Below are 16,029 nucleotides of genomic sequence, written 5' to 3'. Positions count from 1 at the left end.
GCGACCCCAGCGCCGGGCCTTCAGGGCGGGCGCGCACCGTTCCGAAGGCGAGTGCGGGGCGGGACCCGGTGCGATGAACCGTCATCAAAACGTGAGGTTCCCGCACAGGTCCCGCCATGTCCGCATCGAAGGCTGGAAGGGTCCCAGGATTCTGTGTCCCCCGGTCAGCACAAGGAGGGGCACCGAGAGCCACCCGACGACCACCGGGGCGACCGATCACAGCGTGGTCACAGCCGCGGCACACCTCAGAACAACCCACGCCGGGTGTTCTGGACACCAGGCCAGTAATGCTTCGAGCCATGTCAGACCCCCCCGACCGGCTAAGACGAGGAACCATGATGAGTGCACACGACGTCTCACGAGAAGTGGTCGCGGATCCCCGTGCGACCACGAAGATCAAGCCCAGGAAACGGCTGGTCGGGGTGGACGCCGCCCGCGGTCTGGCGCTGATCGGGTTGATGGCCGCCCACATCCTGCCCGAAACCGATGAGGTCACCCACGAGCCGACCCTGGTGTTCTCCCTCGTCAACGGCAACTCGGCCGCGCTGTTCGCACTGCTGGCAGGGGTCGGACTGGCCCTGTCCACCGGCGGGGCCACCCCGCACCGGGGCCGTCGGATGCACGCGAACCGGGCCGGGTTGGCGGTGCGGGCCGGGCTGGTCGGGCTCATCGGCCTGGTGGTGGCGGCCATCCTGCCCTGGGACCCGCCGGCCTACGGGATCCTGGTCTACTACGCGGTGTTCTTCCTGCTGGCCCTCCCCTTCCTGCACCTCTCGGCTCGGACCCTGTTCGGGGCGGCGGCGGTCTTCGCCCTCACCGGCCCCGTGCTGATGCAGAAGCTGGAACCGGTGCTGCCGGAGTCCTCGGACTACAACCACACCCTGGTGACCGTGTTCACCGAACCGCTGGGGACCGCCTCCGAGCTGCTGCTCACGGGTGTGTACCCCGCGGTGCCGTACCTGGCCTACATCCTCACCGGCCTGGCCCTGGGCCGGTTGAACCTGCGCAGCCCCCGGACCCAGGCCATCATCGCCGGCACCGGAGCGCTCGTGGCCCTGGGCGCCCAGCTGCTCTCGGCCCTGTTGCTGCGCGTGGCCGGGGGTTACCAGGCGCTGCTGGACAGCGACGGGTTGTCCCCCGACGAGCTGGACGAGGCCCTGGCCTACAGCACCGGTGTACTGCCGGGCACCTCCGGGTGGTGGTTGACCATCGTCACCGGGCACAGCAACGCCCCGCTGGCCATCGCCTCCAGCCTGGGGATCGGCATGGTGGTGCTGGGTTTTTGCCTGCTGCTGGGAGCCCGGGCCGGGCGATGGCTGACCCCGCTGGCGGCCATGGGATCCATGACCCTGACCCTGTACACCGCACACCTGCTCGCCCTGGCCCCCGAGGTCCACTACCACGACCCGGAACTGTGGTTCGCCCTGCACCTGGGTGTCGCTGCCGTCGTCGCCTGGTTCTGGACCCGCCGCTTCGGTCGGGGCCCCCTGGAGGCTGTCGTCGCCCGCGCCGTCATCGGCACCCGGGCCGTGGTGACCGACGGTTCACCGGGGGCCTACCCCGGTGGCCGCACCTCCACACGGTCCGGCGGCCTCACACAGGAGACCCCACCGCCCTCCGGGACGGACCCGGCCGGCCGCCAGGACGACGGTCACGTCGACCACGCCCCCGCACGGCCCCCTTCGCCCGGCAATTCACGACTGACGCCCCCGCTCCCCGGGCCCTAGACCCGGCACGCGCCCCTGCCGCCCTGCGGGCAGGAGACCGAAGCGGCAGCGGAGTCCACGACGGCCAGGCCGGAGGTCTCCGGAGTGGCCGGAACGGGGGGGTGGAGGCGTCGTGACCACCAGTCTCCCCCGTGTCTGCACCGGCCGTGCCTCGTGCCGGAGCCGGGGCCGGGGCCGGTCGGGATGGTATGACTGGGGCATGTCGACGCAGACGGGCCACGGTGCTGTCCTGCAGGCCCTGGCCCTGAGGGATATCCGCCGCAACCGGGTGGTGGCGGGTTTCGCGGTGGCCGTCCTGGTCCCGGCGATGGTGCAGTGGTGCGTGATGGCGTGGGGCAGTGACCTGACCGCGGCCTCGCTGCTGCAGCTCACTGGGGCGGTAGGGGCGGCCCTGCTCGGGGGTATCGTCCCGGGGCTGCTGGCGGCGCTGTGGGCGACCTTGCTGCTGAACTACTTCATGGTCCAGCCCACGGGGTCCCTGTTCATCCACGATGCCACCACCGTGGTCTCCCTGGCGTGCTTCGTGGTGGTCTCGGCCGCGGTGGCGGCGGTGGTGCACCTGTCGGAGCGGCGGCTGGCGCAGGCGCGGCGGGCCCGGGCCGAGGCGGCGGTGCTCAACCGGCTGGCTCTGGTGGTCGTGGCCGCCCGGGACCCGGTGTCCAGTCTGCTGGCCCAGGCCCAGGAGGTCCTCGGCGCGGAGGGCGTGGCACTGTTCGTCCGTCCCGCCGGGGACGGCCCGGCGGGTGGGGACCGCACGGTGGTGAAGGGGGCATGGGAACGACGCGCGGGAGTCGGGTACGCCCCGGAGTCACCGGAGGGGGCGGCAGTCGTGGAACCGGTGGATGAGGGCACCGTGCTGGTCCTTTGGGGCCCGGCGCTGTCCTCGGAGCAGCGGGGACTGCTCCGGGCGTTCACCGCGCAGCTGGTCGCGGTGCGGGACCGCCAGCGGCTGGCGGTCAGCCTGGACGAGAACCGGGCGCTCGCCCAGGACAACCGGATGCGCACCTCGATCCTGCAGGCGGTCAGCCACGACCTGCGCACCCCGCTGGCCGGGATCAAGCTGGCGGCGAGCAGCCTGCTCCAGCCACATGCCCGGTTCGGCCCCGGGCAGCAGCGGGAACTGCTGGACACCATCGAGGCCTACGCCGATCAGCTGTCGAGCATGGTCGAGAACCTGCTGGACCTGTCCCGGATCACCGGTGGCGCCGTCGCCGTGGTGCTGGGGCCGGCGCGGTGGCGGGACGTGCTGCCAGGGGCCCTGCGGGCGGTGCCGACCGGTTCGGTCGAGGTCCAGGACATGGAGGCGGTGGCGCAGGTGGTCGCCGATGCGGGCCTGGTCGAGCGCGTGATCGCGAACCTGGTCGAGAACGCCGTCCGCCACGCCCCCGGTGCCCGGATCACCGTGGCGGCCCGGGACACCGCGGAGGACGACGGGTCGAGGTGCGGGGAACTACGGGTCGTCGACTCCGGAGCTGTCCCCTCGGTGGCGCTGCCGGGCGACCTCGAGGAATTGTTCATCCCGTTCCAGCGCTTCGGTGACGCCGGCGGCGCTGGCACGGGACTGGGACTGGCGGTGGCCCGCGGCCTCACCGAGGCCATGGGCGGGACCCTGCACGCCGAGCGGACCCCCGGAGGCGGGCTGACGATGGTGCTGCGCCTGCCCCAGGCAGAACGGGCACCGGACCTCGACCGGCCGGACGGCGGGGACGACGAGGCCGGACGATGACGACGGTCCTGGTCATCGAGGACGAACGCCCGCTGTTGCGGGCCCTGCAGCTGGCGCTGCAGGCCAACGGGTACACCGTCGTGACCGCCCCGACCGCCAGCAGCGCCCTGGCCTCACTGTCCCAGGAAGCGGTGGACGTGATCGTGCTGGACCTGGGGTTGCCGGACCTGGACGGCCAGGACCTGATCCCCCGGGTGCGCACCATGACGACCGTCCCCCTCCTGGTGCTCTCGGCCCGGCACGCCTCCGCCCAGAAGGTCGCGGCCCTCGACGCCGGGGCCGATGACTACGTCACCAAGCCCTTCGGTCTGGAGGAACTGCTCGCACGGCTCCGGGCGGTCCTGCGCCGCCGCGGTGCCGAGGACGGGACCCCACGCGTGGACACGGCGGATTTCACCGTTGACTTCTCGGCCCGCCGCGCGGTGCGGGACGGGCCGAGGTGCGCCTGACGCCGACCGAGTGGAGGATCCTGGAGGTGCTCACGGCCAGCCCGGGCCGGTTGGTGTCCCACCGCGACCTGCTCGAGCGGGTCTGGGGGCCGGCCTACGTCAAGGAGACCCAGTACCTGCGGGTCTACCTGGGCCAGCTGCGCCGCAAGCTCGAGGCCGACCCGGCGGCACCTCGGCACCTGATCACCGAGGCAGGCCTCGGCTACCGGTTCGACCCGTGATCGCCACCGGGACGGCGTCGGCTATCCGACGTGCACCCAGGGACGGCGGGTGAGGTCCGGTTCGGCCCGGCGCAGCACCTCGCGGGTCACCGGGGCGATCTCCCCGGCCCCGAAGACCAGGAAACGCAGCAGGTTCACGAGCGGGTCGCCCTGGGTCCAGCGGAAGTAGACGTGGGGCATCAGCCCCGTCACGTCCCGGATGTGCAGCAGCACCGCGGCGATCGCGTTGGGCACGGCCGGCCCGTGGACCTCCAGGACCTGGTAGCCGTGCCGGGTGATCCCGTGGACGGTCAGTTCGGTCTCGAACTCGGAGGAGTCCTCCACCACCACCTCCAGGAACAGGACGTTCTGCTCAGGGGCCAGGTGGTAGACGGCGCGCGCGGCGGTGAGTTTCTTGGCGTAGGCGCCCTCGTCCAACCGCTGCGGCTCGTGGGCGATGAGATGGATCTGGTCGCCGTCCTCGGCGGCCAGGAACTCGACCGCAGGGGCGTCCAGGTGCACCCGGGGGGCGTGCAGTTCGAAGGACCGGCTGGCCCGGGAGGCGAACGAGACGACCAGGATGCCCAGGATGAAGATCGTGGCGATGCGCAGGCCCTCGGGGCGTTCCACGATGTTGACCGTGATGGTGTAGACGAAGACCAGGGACACCACCCCGAAGCCGGCCGCCGCACGCCACTGCCGGCGGGCCCGGGCCGAGAGGGCGACCGCGACGGCCGCGGACGTGATCAACGCCAGCACCCCCGTGGCGTAGGCCCCGCCCTGAGCATCGACGTCGGCGTCGAAGGCCACGGTGACGGCGAACGCGATCGCGGTCAGCACCAGGACCAGCGGCCTCGAGGCCCGCGCCCACTGCGGGGCCATTCCGTACCGGGGCAGGTAGCGCGGCACCAGGTTCAGCAGCCCGGCCATGGCCGAGGCCCCGGCGAACCAGAGGATCGTTATGGTACTCAGGTCGTACACGGTGCCGAACACCTCTCCCAGGTGTTCATGGGCGAGGTAGGCCAGTGCCCGCCCGTTCGCCTCGCCGCCGGGAGCGAACTCCCCGGCGGGAATGAGCACCACGGTGGCGAAGCTGGACGTCAGCAGGAAACCGCTCATGATCAGCGCCGCGGTGGTCAGCAGCCTCTGCGTCCCCGCGACCCGGCCCACCGGGTGCGCCTCGGTGTCCGAGGCGGAGCCGCGGACCTGCGGCATCACCGCCACCCCGGTCTCGAACCCGGACAGTCCCAGGGCCAGTTTCGGGAACACGAGCACGGCCGCCGCCACCGCCAGCGCCGGATTGCCCTGCGAACCCACCAGGGCACCCCACCAGTCCCCCACCACCACCGGATGGGTGAACGCCAGCACCAGGCAGGTGACGATCAGCACCGCGTTCAGGACCAGGTAGACGGCCACCACCAGCACCGCCACCCCGATGACCTCGTGGAAGCCTCGCAGGAACACCGCTCCGAGCCCGCCGAGCAGCACCAGGGTGATGGCCACCTCATGACCCTCGAGCCACCCCGGGGCCAGGGGGTTCTCCACCAGGTGTGCCGTGGCGTCGGCCGCCGAGAGGGTCATGGTGATGATGAAGCTGGTGGCCGCGAACCCCAGCAGGGCCAGCACGAACAGCTTGCCCCGCCACCGCGGCAACAGGCCCTCGAGCATCGCGATCGATCCCGAGCCGTGCGGACTCTCGGCGGCCACCCGGCGGTAGACCGGCAGCGCCCCGAACAGGGTCACCAGCACCAGCACCAGGGTGGCCAGCGGAGACAGGGCGCCGACCGCCAGGGCGGCGATGGCCGGCTGGTACCCCAGGGTGGAGAAGTAGTCGACCCCGGTCAGGCACATCACCTGCCACCACGGATGCCGTCGTTCGTTCTCCCTGACCTTGCCGTAGGGCCCGGTGTGGGCGCCGCGTACCTCCGGCAGGTCGTGCAGCAGCCAGTACCGCAGCCTCGCGTGCGGCGAGGGACGGGGACCGCGGAACTCCTCCGGGGGCCGGCTCAGCGTCGTCATCACATCGCCCTTCCGTGCCAGCTGGGACGCTGGGACGAAGCCGACAGTACTCCCGGCCACCGGACCCGGACCCGGGTCTTGATGGATCCTTTACACCACCGGCCCGGGACCGGGAGGCCGCCCGGTCATCGGCGGAGGTCGAACCGGTCGAGCTCCATGACCTTGGACCAGGCCTCCGCGAAGTCGCGCACGAACTTCTCCGGGGCATCGTCGGCGGCGTAGACCTCGGAGATGGCGCGCAACTGGGAGTGGGAACCGAAGACCAGGTCCGCGGCGGTGGCGGTCCACCTGACCTCGTCCTCGCCGAGGTCCCGGATCTCGAAGACCTCCTCGTCAGTCTCCGACGCCCTCCACTCCATGCCGGCCCGGAGCAGGTTGACGAAGAAGTCGTTGCTCAGGGTCCCGGGGCGGTCGGTGAGGACGCCGTGGGGCGACTGGCCGTGGTTGGCGCCCAGGACCCGCAGTCCCCCCACCAGCACCGTCATCTCCGGCGCCGACAGGTTCAGCATGTAGGCACGGTCGACGAGCAGGGTCTCGGGTGACAGTTCCGTCCCGGGTGTGCGGAAGTTGCGGAAGCCGTCGGCCTCCGGTTCCAGCACGGCGAAGGAGGCGACGTCGGTCTGCTCCTGGGTGGCGTCGGTACGCCCCGGGTGGAACGGGACCCGGACCTCGTGACCGGCACCGCGGGCCGCCTGTTCGACGGCCGCGCAGCCGCCGAGGACGATCAGGTCGGCCAGCGAGACCCTCGTCCCGTCGGAACGGGACGCGTTGAACTCCTGCTGGATCCCCTCGAGGACGCGCAGCACCTCGGTCAGCCGGTCCGGTTCGTTGACCGTCCAGTTGCGCTGCGGCTCCAGGCGGAGGCGGGCGCCGTTGGCCCCGCCCCGGTTGTCGGTACTCCGGAAGCTGGCGGCGGAGGCCCACGCCGTGGAGACCAGTTGCGGCACCGTCAGCCCGGACTCCAGGACGGCCGCCTTCAGACGGGCCACGTCCTCGTGGCCGATCAGTTCGTGGTCCACCTCCGGCACCGGGTCCTGCCACAACTGCGGCTCGGGGACCCAGGGACCCAGGTACCGGGAGACGGGACCCATGTCCCGGTGCAGCAGCTTGTACCAGGCTTTGGCGAACGCCTCGGCGAACTCCTCCGGGTTCTCGTGGTAGCGACGGGAGATCTTCTCGTACACCGGGTCGCTGCGCAGTGCGAGGTCGGTCGTCAGCATGGTGGGCCGGTGCTTCCTGTCCGGGTCGTGGGCGTCCGGGACGGTCTCCGGCGCGTCCTTGGCCACCCACTGGTGGGCCCCGGCCGGGCTCGTGGTCAGTTCCCACTCATGGCCGAAGAGGTTGCCGAAGAAGCCGTTACCCCACTGCGTGGGTGTGCTGGTCCAGGTGACCTCCAGACCGCTGGTGATCGCGTCGGCGCCCTTGCCCGAGCCATAGGAGCTCATCCACCCCAGACCCTGCGCGGACACCGGGCAGGCCGCCGGCTCGGGGCCCACCTGGTCGGCCGGTCCGGCGCCGTGGGTCTTGCCGAAGGTGTGCCCGCCGGCGATCAGCGCGACGGTCTCCTCGTCGTTCATGGCCATGCGGCCGAAGGTCTCGCGGATGTCGCGGGCCGCGGCCACCGGGTCCGGGTTGCCGTTGGGCCCCTCGGGGTTGACGTAGATGAGTCCCATCTGCACCGCGGCCAGCGGGCCGGAGAGCTCGCGGTCACCGGCGTACCGCTCGTCCCCCAGCCAGGTGTCCTCCGGCCCCCAGAACATCTCCTCGGGCTCCCACACGTCCTGACGCCCGAAGGCGAAGCCGAAGGTCTTGAAGCCCATGGACTCCAGTGCCACGTTCCCGGCCAGGACCAGCAGGTCGGCCCAGGAGACCTTCCGGCCGTACTTCTGCTTGATGGGCCAGAGCAGGCGCCGCGCCTTGTCCAGGTTGGCGTTGTCCGGCCAGCTGTTCAGGGGCTCGAACCGCTGGGCCCCGTCGCCGGCGCCGCCGCGGCCGTCGGCGATCCGGTAGGTGCCCGCGGAGTGCCAGCTCATCCGGATGAACAGTCCGCCGTAGTGGCCGAAGTCAGCGGGCCACCAGTCCTGGGAGCTGGTCATGAGCTCGGTCAGGTCGCGTCTGAGCTCCTCGACGTCGAGGCCCGCGAACTCGCGTGCGTAGTCGAAGTCACCGCCCAGCGGGTCGGTCGTCCTCGAGTGCTTGCGCAGCACGCCCAGGTCCAGGTGGTCGGGCCACCAGTCCTGGATGGTCCGCGGACGGTGCCGCACGGGGGTGGGTGCGTCGATGACCGGGTTCTCGCTCTCGCTGCCGTGAACGGGCGCGTCGGGGGTCGTGGACATGGGATCTTCCTTTCGGGCCGGCAGAGCCGGAATGAACCGCCCCCTGACATCCGGGGCGTCGGCTCCGCGGGGAGCGCCGGAGTGGTCTATGCAGAGGCCGGGATCCCCGAGCGCCTCCCGGCGCCGGGATCCTTCGGTCGACGGGACGACATCCACGGACTCGAAGAGACGGCGGGAAGAGGGCAGGGGAAGGGATGGCGTCGACGAGCGGGGCGATGCCGGCGCGGGAGGCGCACACGGTGTTCCTCCCGTTCACCGCGGTCCGGCCGGCCGACGAGGGCCCCTGTGGAGCGACCGGTCATCCGATCGCGCCACCACACCCCGAATTGTCGTGGCCGCCCGGGGGGCCGTCAAGCAGTCGCGGCCGCGCCGGCGACGCCCCGGGATGCGTGGGCACGCAGCCGCACGGGATCAGGTGACCCGGACCGGTCCGCGGCCCGCGGGTGGCAGCAGGAACCGGTCCGGTTCCCTGGCCAGCACCCCCGCGGAGGGGTCATAGGCCCGGGCCTGCTCGGGCGGCAACCCCTCCGGTGCGGACCGCCGGACCAGGTCTCGCCCGGGATGGCGGATGTCCCGGATCACCGAGACGCTGATCCAGATCACGGCGGCCATGTGCAGCACGATCCCGGAGCCGTACCAGAGCGGGATCCACAGGGCCCCGCCGCCGAACGCGCCGTCGGAGGTGATCCGGGCAGACTCCATCCAGACCCCGCCCCAGTGGTAGGCCTCCGCCGCCTGCCAGATCCAGAACTGCTTCCAGTCCGGGCGGGCCAGGACCACCAGCGGGATCAGCCACATCACGAACTGCGGGGAGTACACCTTGCCCAGCAGCAGGAACGCGGCCACGATCAGCAGGCACAACTGGGCCATCCGGGGCCGGGTCCGTGCCGACAGCCCGAGCCAGGCGACGCCCAGGCAGCACAGCGCGAACAACCCGTTCGAGATCAGCGAGAAGGTCTCCCCCGACCAGCCGGTCCAGGTGAAGGCCAGCCACAGCGAGGAGAAGGACACCTCACGGTCCCCGGAGAAGGTGTAGAACCGGCTCCACTGGTCGAAGGCGGTGAGCATGAACGGGACGTTGACCGCCAGCCAGGCCGCCACGCCGGCCGCGAGCGATGCGAAGAACACCCGGAGCCGTCCGGTCCGCCAGCACAGGACCAGGATGGCGCCGAAGAAGAACAGCGGGTACAGCTTCATCGCCGCTCCCAGCCCGAGCACCAGGCCCGCCAGTACGGGATGGTTCCGGGACCACAGCCACAGTCCGAGGGCTGCGAGCATGACGGCCCACAGGTCCCAGTTCAGGAACGAGGTGAGGATGATCCCGGGTGCCACGGCCACCATCAGGGCGTCCTTGGACCGGCCGCGCGCGGTGTGGGCCGTCGCGATGACCACCACGAGCCAGCACAGCAGGGCGCCCACGGCGTTGACGTCGAAGTAGGTGACGGTCCGTTCCAGCATGGTCCCCTGGGCCGGCACGAACCACGACGTCACCCCGGCCACCACGGCCAGCAGCGCGGGGTACTCCATCCACTGCTCCTCCGGCAGCGGGGTGTAGAACGGGAAGTATCCCTCTGCCAGCCCGCGGGTCGGGAACAGCTGCCCGAAGTCCGAGTAGCACATGTGGATGTGCACCCCGGGGGCCTCCCACCCGTTGATCCGGCACCACTGCTTGGACAGCAGGGCCACCACGCCGGCCAGCAGCGTGGCGAGGACCAGCACCACCAGCACGCGCCGGTCCGGGCCGTCGGCGCGGGCGGCAGGATTGCCCGGGAACGCGGGGGCGCGGGACGGTGTCCGGCCCCCACCACGGTCGGGCTGCACGGGTCGGGTCTGGCTCACTCAGGTCTCCTGGGAATTCTCGGGGGCCGCACCGGTGGGGCGGGTCCCGGCGGATGGTTTCGGGGCGCTGTGCGGGGCCCTGCCCCGGGCGTGGACCGGCGCACTGATCGCACCGCGCCGACCGGGATCCGACGTGCGGATGCGCCGGCGGCCGGTGAACGGGAACAGGGTCGAGGTCTTCGGGTCCAGGAAGACGATGAACACCATATAGGCCGCGCCCACGGCCCCGGTGATGATCCGCACCCAGAGCAGGGAGATCCACTGGGCCACGGACAACTGGTCCACCACCCCGATCGCCACCAGCACCATGACAACCAGGTACAGCGTCCAGAGCGGCCAGCCCCGCCAGCGGTGGACCACCGCGAACATCGGCAGCACCCACAGCAGGTACCAGGGCTGGATGATCGGGGCCAGGAGCACGGCCGCCGACAGCGCCAGGCCGGTGGACAGCACGGGGTTGACGGGGCGCCGGGTCAGGGCCAGCCAGGCGGTCAGCCCCATCGCCAGCACCTTGCCCGCGGCATAGACGACGTCGGCCGCGGCCCGCGCGTCGACGCCCGTCACCGACTCCGTCACCCAGCCGATCCCGAGTCCCAGCAGGCCGAACGGGGCGTAGGGGAACGCCGCGCCCCCGGAGGTGAGCATGGCCGGCACCCAGCCGAACCACAGCCCGGTCAGGCCCCCGACGGCGGCCAGCACCACCGCGGTCACGGCCAGGCATCCGGCCCAGGCCCGGGCCCGCTCCCCCCAGCCGGGCGTCCCGGCCCGGCCGCCGTCGGGCTCCGGGCCACCGGTCCCGGAGGAACCGGCCGGCCCGGCGGCGCCACCGGTCGACGTGGTCCGGTGCACCCCCGACTGGTGGGTGCCGCGCAGCAGGAGCAGTCCGGCGAAGGGCAGTGCGATCAGCGTGAGCGGTTTGATCGCGATGGACAGCGAGACCAGGACCAGTCCGCCGAGCGTGCGGGCCCGTGAGGAGTCCGGGCCGAGCAGGACGAAGCCGCACAGCAGCAGCCCGACCATCAGGGCGTCGTTGTGGATGCCGGCGATCATGTAGAGCGCGAACAGCGGATTGGCGATCGAGACCCACGTGGCCCAGCCGGGCGGGGTGCCGAAGCGGCGGGCCAGCCGGGGCACGGCCCACAGGCACAGGCCCAGGCCGAGCACGGAGACCCCGCGGAACAGCAGGAAGGCGGGCTCAGGGCTGCCCCCCGTGAGGAACCAGACCGCGCGGGCGACGAGCAGGAAGAGCGGGCCGTAGGGCGAGGGCGACTCCGCCCAGATGGAGTCCGCCCCCTGCATGAACCAGCCGGGCAGTTCCGAGATCCAGTCCTCGTACGGGTTCAGCCCTGCGTGCAGCAGCCGGCCCTGGCCGAGGTAGGAGTAGACGTCGCGCGAGAACACCGGGAAGGCCAGCATCAGGGGCGCGGCCCACAGCCAGGTCGCGCGCACCACCACGTCCCGGGACCCGTTCCACCGTCCCTCGAGCCGCTGGCCCAGCCGCAGCCAGGCCCGCACCAGCAGCAGGGAGCCCAGCACCAGCAGCACGGCGCAGGCGATCACCCCGGCCGGTTCGACCCGCAGGGGGTTGAGGATCGTGGTCCGGGCGAACAGGGAGGTGGGCGTGCTGGCCAGCCAGCCCACGCCCCACGAGCCGACCATGATCATGACCGACCCGATCAGGCCCTGCCGCAGCGAGAGGGTGGTGTCCTCATCGGCCCCGCCGATCAGCCAGCGCGTGGCCCGGAGCGTCCCGAGCCGTCCCCGCAGTCGGTCCAGCGACGCCGGGCGCGCGGGGAGGCCCGGGGGGTGGTCGGCGGCGTTCACGAAGCGGTCGATCCCGTCCGCCGGGTCTCCCGCGGTGACGGCGCGGCCGGCCGGCGGCCCCGCAACCGGGCCAGGAAGGCGCGCGCGGCCGGGCGCAGGTGCCACTCTTCCTTCATCACCGAGCTCGTCCACGGGTCGAGCAACAGGACCCACACCATGCAGGCCCAGGAGAGCAGGGTGGCCAGGTGCTTGAGCTGGTCCTCGATCCCCAGGAACTGCCAGACGAAGAGCTGGTCGGCGGCCCCGAACGCCACGAAGAAGGCGACCGTGAAGATGACCCACTTCAGTTGCCAGTCGCTGCGGATGCCGATCACCGCGAAGAACGGCAGCAGCCAGAGCAGGTACCAGGGCTGGATGATCGGGGACAGCACCACCAGGGCGGTGAAGGCCCAGGTCATGCGCTGCATCAGGTGCTCGTGGCGGCCGCGGAACATCAGCCAGACGACGATCAGGATGGACAGCAGCCTGCCACCGGTCTTGAACGCGTCCAGGACCCACTGGTCGGGGATGCCCAGCGAACCCAGGACCACCCGGGTGGCCTCGGCCATGATGCCGATGGGCGACCACGGCACGGAACCGGTGCCGGTCTCCAGCATCACGCCCAGCCAGCCGAAGCCGAAGCCGCTGAACCAGCCGACCACCACCATCAGGGCCCCGGCGATCCCGGCCGTCAGGAACCAGTAGCCGAACCGCCGGGCCCAGCTGGCGCCGCGGCCGGCCCACAGCAGGCCGATGAACGGCAGCAGCACCATGGTGATCGGCTTGATGCCGAGGGAGGCGGTCACGAACAGCACGCCGAGCAGTCCCCGGCCCGTGGCCGCGTACCAGACACCAGCCAGGGCCAGGCCCACCATCAGGGCATCGTTGTGGCCGGAGGCCACGAAGCTGATCAGGAACAGCGGGTTGGCCACCGTGATCCACTGCGCCCGGGCGGCGTTGGTGCCCAGCAGCCGGGCGAGCCGGGGCACGTAGACCATGATGAGCGCGACGCCGGCCACGGCGGCCAGGCGGAACAGGAAGATCGCGGCGTCCGGGTCGTCGGGGCCGGTCACCGCCATGACGAACTGCTCGATCCACAGGAACACCGGCCCGTAGGGGGTGTCCGTCTCCGCCCAGGTGGTGTCCGCGCCGAGCTGGAACCAGTTCGACAGGGTGGAGATGCCGTCCTCGTAGGGGTCCCGGCCGGCCAGCATGAGCCGGCCCTGGCCGATGTAGGCGAAGATGTCCCGGGAGAAGATCGGCAGGCAGGCCAGCAGCGGCAGGGTCCAGAGCGCCGTGGACAGGGTGACGATGCGCAGGGCACCCGGACCGAACGGCCGCAGCACCTTGCCCAGCCGCAGCCAGCCCCAGAACATCAGCCAGCAGCCGGAGGTCATGACCACGGTCCCGGTGATGACCCCGGACTCGGTGGTCCGCCACGGGATGAGCCAGCCCCAGCGGTTCACCGGCGAGGCGGAGGCGAGCCAGCCGACGGACAGCGAACCGGCCATGACGGCCAGCGAGCCGACGAGGCCGATGAGCACCGGGATCCACACGATGCCGGTCCATCGGGCCGGGGCCGGGGGCGTCCCGGTGCTGGGCACGCTCATCGGGGCGGCGTCCTTCCGTGCTGGGCGGGCCGTCTGCAGGGCCCTCCACAAACTACCACCGGCCGTGGGGCTACTGTGGGACGCGTGGCAGCGACAGCAGAGAACCTCGTGTGGATCGATTGTGAGATGACCGGACTGGACCCGGTGGCGGACGCCCTGGTGGAGATCGCCGTCCTGGTGACCGACCCCGAGCTCAACGTGCTCGGCGAGGGCGTGGACATCGTCATCCGGCCCCCGCAGGAGGCCCTGGACCAGATGGTCCCGTTCGTGCGGGACATGCACACCTCCTCCGGACTGCTCGAGCAGCTTCCCGGCGGCGTCTCCCTCGCCGAGGCGTCCGAGGCGTGCCTGGCGTACATCACCGAGCACTGCCCGGACCCGGGCAAGGCGGTGCTGGCCGGGAACTCGGTGGGCCAGGACAAGCTGTTCCTCACGCGCGACCTGCCGGCGATCACGGACCACCTGCACTACCGGATCGTGGACGTGTCCACGATCAAGGAACTCGCCCGCCGCTGGTACCCCAAGGCCTACTTCCAGGCACCGGCCAAGACCGGCGGTCACCGCGCCCTCGGGGACATCGTGGACTCCATCAACGAGCTGCGCTACTACCGGTCCGCCATCATGGTCCCGGCCCCGGGTCCGGACTCCAGGACGGCCCAGAAGATCGCCGCCGGACTGGACACGGTCCAGTCCTGATCCACCGGTGCGCACAGCACCCCGGAAAGCGTGTATTATGGAACGCGCTGTCCCGGTCGGTTCCACCGGCCAGGCATGGTGGGTATAGCTCAGCTGGTAGAGCGTCTGGTTGTGGTCCAGAAGGTCGCGGGTTCAAGCCCCGTTACTCACCCCAATAAATACGCGGGATTCCGGTCCTGTTCTATAGGTTGGTAACGGTACTTGGTAATACACCAACGTACATAGACGTACATATCGGTCGACCGATACCTACCAAGAGAGCAACCATGGCATCCATACAGGAACGAAACGGCACCTTCTCCGTGCTCTACTGGCACGACGGAAAGCAACGCCGCACCCCCACCCTCGCCAACCGCCAAGGCGCAGAACGCATCAAAGCGATCATCGAGAACAAGGCCCAAGGCCCCGAGGTTGCACTACGCGTCCTCGGCGCGTCCCAAGACGCCAAGAGCATCACCCTGGCCGAATGGTTCCCCAAGCACCTAGAGCGCGTCGCCGTGAAAGCCACAGACGGAACCGTGGGCGGATACGAAGCCGAAGCCGCACGGTCCTGGCTCCCCCGCCTCGGCCCCCTGCCACTGGACACCATCACCGAAGAAACCATCATCGAATGGATCAACTGGCAGAAGGTCCAGCCCACCGCCCGCAGTGTGGCCCGCCGCGAGAAGGCTGCCGCCGCTGGGATGAAGGCCAAAGACCTGCCCCCACTGGAATACGTCTCAGCCAAGACCATCGACAACTACCATTCCCTACTGTCCTCCACCCTGGACAGCGCCGTCCGCAAGCACCTGATCCCGTTCAATCCGGCCAAGGGTGTGCCGCTGCCCAAGGATGACGTGCGCGAGGAGATGGAGATCTTCACCCGCGAGGAGTGGGACCGCTTCTACCGGGCCATGCCCGACCACTACAAGCCCTTTACAGCCTTTCTATTGGCCACTGGGGCGCGCATGGGTGAAGCCACCGCCGTCCGCGTGCGAGACATCGACTTCCAGCGTGGCACCGTGTCCATCCTCCGAGCCTGGAAGAAAGCCCGCCAAGGCACCGTCATGGGCGTCCCCAAGTCCAAGCGATCCCGCCGCGTCATCCGCGTCCCCGGCTGGGTGCTGGAACTGCTCTGGCCACTGGCTGACGGCCGCGACCCGGACGGCCTACTCTTCCGAGGCGTGCAAGGCGGCAGGCTCCCCGCGAACAACTACCGGGGCCGGCAATGGCCCGACGCCCTAGAGGCCGCTGGGATCACCAAACACCTGACCCCGCACAACGCCCGCCACACATTCGCCTCATGGGCTCTCATGGACGGCGTGGCCCCACTGGTCGTGCAATCCCGGCTCGGCCACGAGAACATCAGCACCACATCAACCATCTACTCCCACCTACTGCTAGACGAGCAGGACGGCGCAGTAGATGCTATCGGTTGGGAACCACCCAAGCAGCTCGAAGCGTGACCCGCAACACCACTATGCCCCCGGAATCCAGCGCGGATTCCGGGGGCATTTTTTGTGTCAAATAAAATACGCCTCTGACATGCGGGTCTACAAAGTCGTCCCAAGTGGCGGTTATGGTGGCAGTTCGACAGTTCCGATTACGCAAGGGGGGCACGATGGGGTGTTTGACTGTCCGCGAT

Annotated in this window: 9 protein-coding genes, 1 tRNA gene and 1 pseudogene; 6 read left to right on the top strand and 5 right to left on the bottom strand. The window is 70.6% G+C overall.

Annotated elements, in window-relative coordinates:
• Positions 1-335: 335 nt before the first annotated feature.
• The 3 genes and pseudogenes from GGQ69_RS04470 to GGQ69_RS04460 all read left to right on the top strand — a co-directional run bounded on the left by GGQ69_RS04470 (position 336) and on the right by GGQ69_RS04460 (position 4,123).
• Positions 336-1,727, top strand: coding sequence for a DUF418 domain-containing protein (locus tag GGQ69_RS04470; protein WP_255459417.1), 1,392 nt, complete (start codon positions 336-338; stop codon positions 1,725-1,727).
• Between the two features lie 199 nt (positions 1,728-1,926).
• Entirely contained in the window at positions 1,927-3,453 is a 1,527-nt protein-coding gene (locus tag GGQ69_RS04465; RefSeq protein ID WP_183525143.1) for an ATP-binding protein, read from the top strand.
• A pseudogene (locus GGQ69_RS04460) lies at positions 3,450-4,123 on the top strand (response regulator). The gene GGQ69_RS04465 and the pseudogene GGQ69_RS04460 overlap by 4 nt, the downstream one beginning before the upstream one ends.
• A 21-nt stretch (positions 4,124-4,144) precedes the next feature.
• Here GGQ69_RS04460 and GGQ69_RS04455 read toward each other — a convergent pair.
• The 5 genes from GGQ69_RS04455 to mptB (GGQ69_RS04435) all read right to left on the bottom strand — a co-directional run bounded on the left by GGQ69_RS04455 (position 4,145) and on the right by mptB (GGQ69_RS04435) (position 13,709).
• Entirely contained in the window at positions 4,145-6,121 is a 1,977-nt protein-coding gene (locus GGQ69_RS04455; protein ID WP_183525140.1) for an amino acid transporter, read from the bottom strand.
• Between the two features lie 125 nt (positions 6,122-6,246).
• Positions 6,247-8,457 (bottom strand): catalase/peroxidase HPI, encoded by a 2,211-nt coding sequence (gene katG, locus GGQ69_RS04450; RefSeq protein WP_183525137.1) that lies wholly within the window; start codon positions 8,455-8,457, stop codon positions 6,247-6,249.
• Between the two features lie 411 nt (positions 8,458-8,868).
• Complete coding sequence (locus GGQ69_RS04445; protein WP_183525134.1) at positions 8,869-10,296, bottom strand: glycosyltransferase family 87 protein; 1,428 nt, start codon at positions 10,294-10,296, stop codon at positions 8,869-8,871.
• Positions 10,297-12,225 carry a polyprenol phosphomannose-dependent alpha 1,6 mannosyltransferase MptB gene (gene mptB, locus GGQ69_RS04440; RefSeq protein ID WP_183525132.1) on the bottom strand — a complete coding sequence of 643 codons (1,929 nt, stop codon included), beginning with the start codon at positions 12,223-12,225 and terminating at the stop codon, positions 10,297-10,299.
• The gene (gene mptB / locus GGQ69_RS04435) at positions 12,117-13,709 is read right to left on the bottom strand and encodes a polyprenol phosphomannose-dependent alpha 1,6 mannosyltransferase MptB (protein ID WP_183525129.1); all 1,593 of its coding nucleotides are present in this window, start codon (positions 13,707-13,709) and stop codon (positions 12,117-12,119) included. The genes mptB (GGQ69_RS04440) and mptB (GGQ69_RS04435) overlap by 109 nt, the downstream gene beginning before the upstream one ends.
• Before the next feature lie 126 nt (positions 13,710-13,835).
• Here mptB (GGQ69_RS04435) and orn point away from each other — a divergent pair, with 126 nt between their 5' ends.
• The 3 genes from orn to GGQ69_RS04420 all read left to right on the top strand — a co-directional run bounded on the left by orn (position 13,836) and on the right by GGQ69_RS04420 (position 15,850).
• Positions 13,836-14,405 carry an oligoribonuclease gene (gene orn / locus GGQ69_RS04430; protein WP_370577163.1) on the top strand — a complete coding sequence of 190 codons (570 nt, stop codon included), beginning with the start codon at positions 13,836-13,838 and terminating at the stop codon, positions 14,403-14,405.
• A 78-nt stretch (positions 14,406-14,483) separates the two neighbouring features.
• Positions 14,484-14,559 (top strand) — tRNA-His (locus tag GGQ69_RS04425).
• A gap of 112 nt (positions 14,560-14,671) precedes the next feature.
• A complete protein-coding gene (locus GGQ69_RS04420; protein ID WP_183525123.1) occupies positions 14,672-15,850 on the top strand; it encodes a site-specific integrase in 1,179 nt (392 codons plus the stop codon).
• Positions 15,851-16,029 lie beyond the last annotated feature (179 nt).

The sequence above is a fragment of the Micrococcus sp. TA1 genome (assembly GCF_014199555.1).
Classification (GTDB): domain Bacteria; phylum Actinomycetota; class Actinomycetes; order Actinomycetales; family Micrococcaceae; genus Citricoccus.
This window is presented reverse-complemented; position numbering and strand designations above follow the sequence as displayed.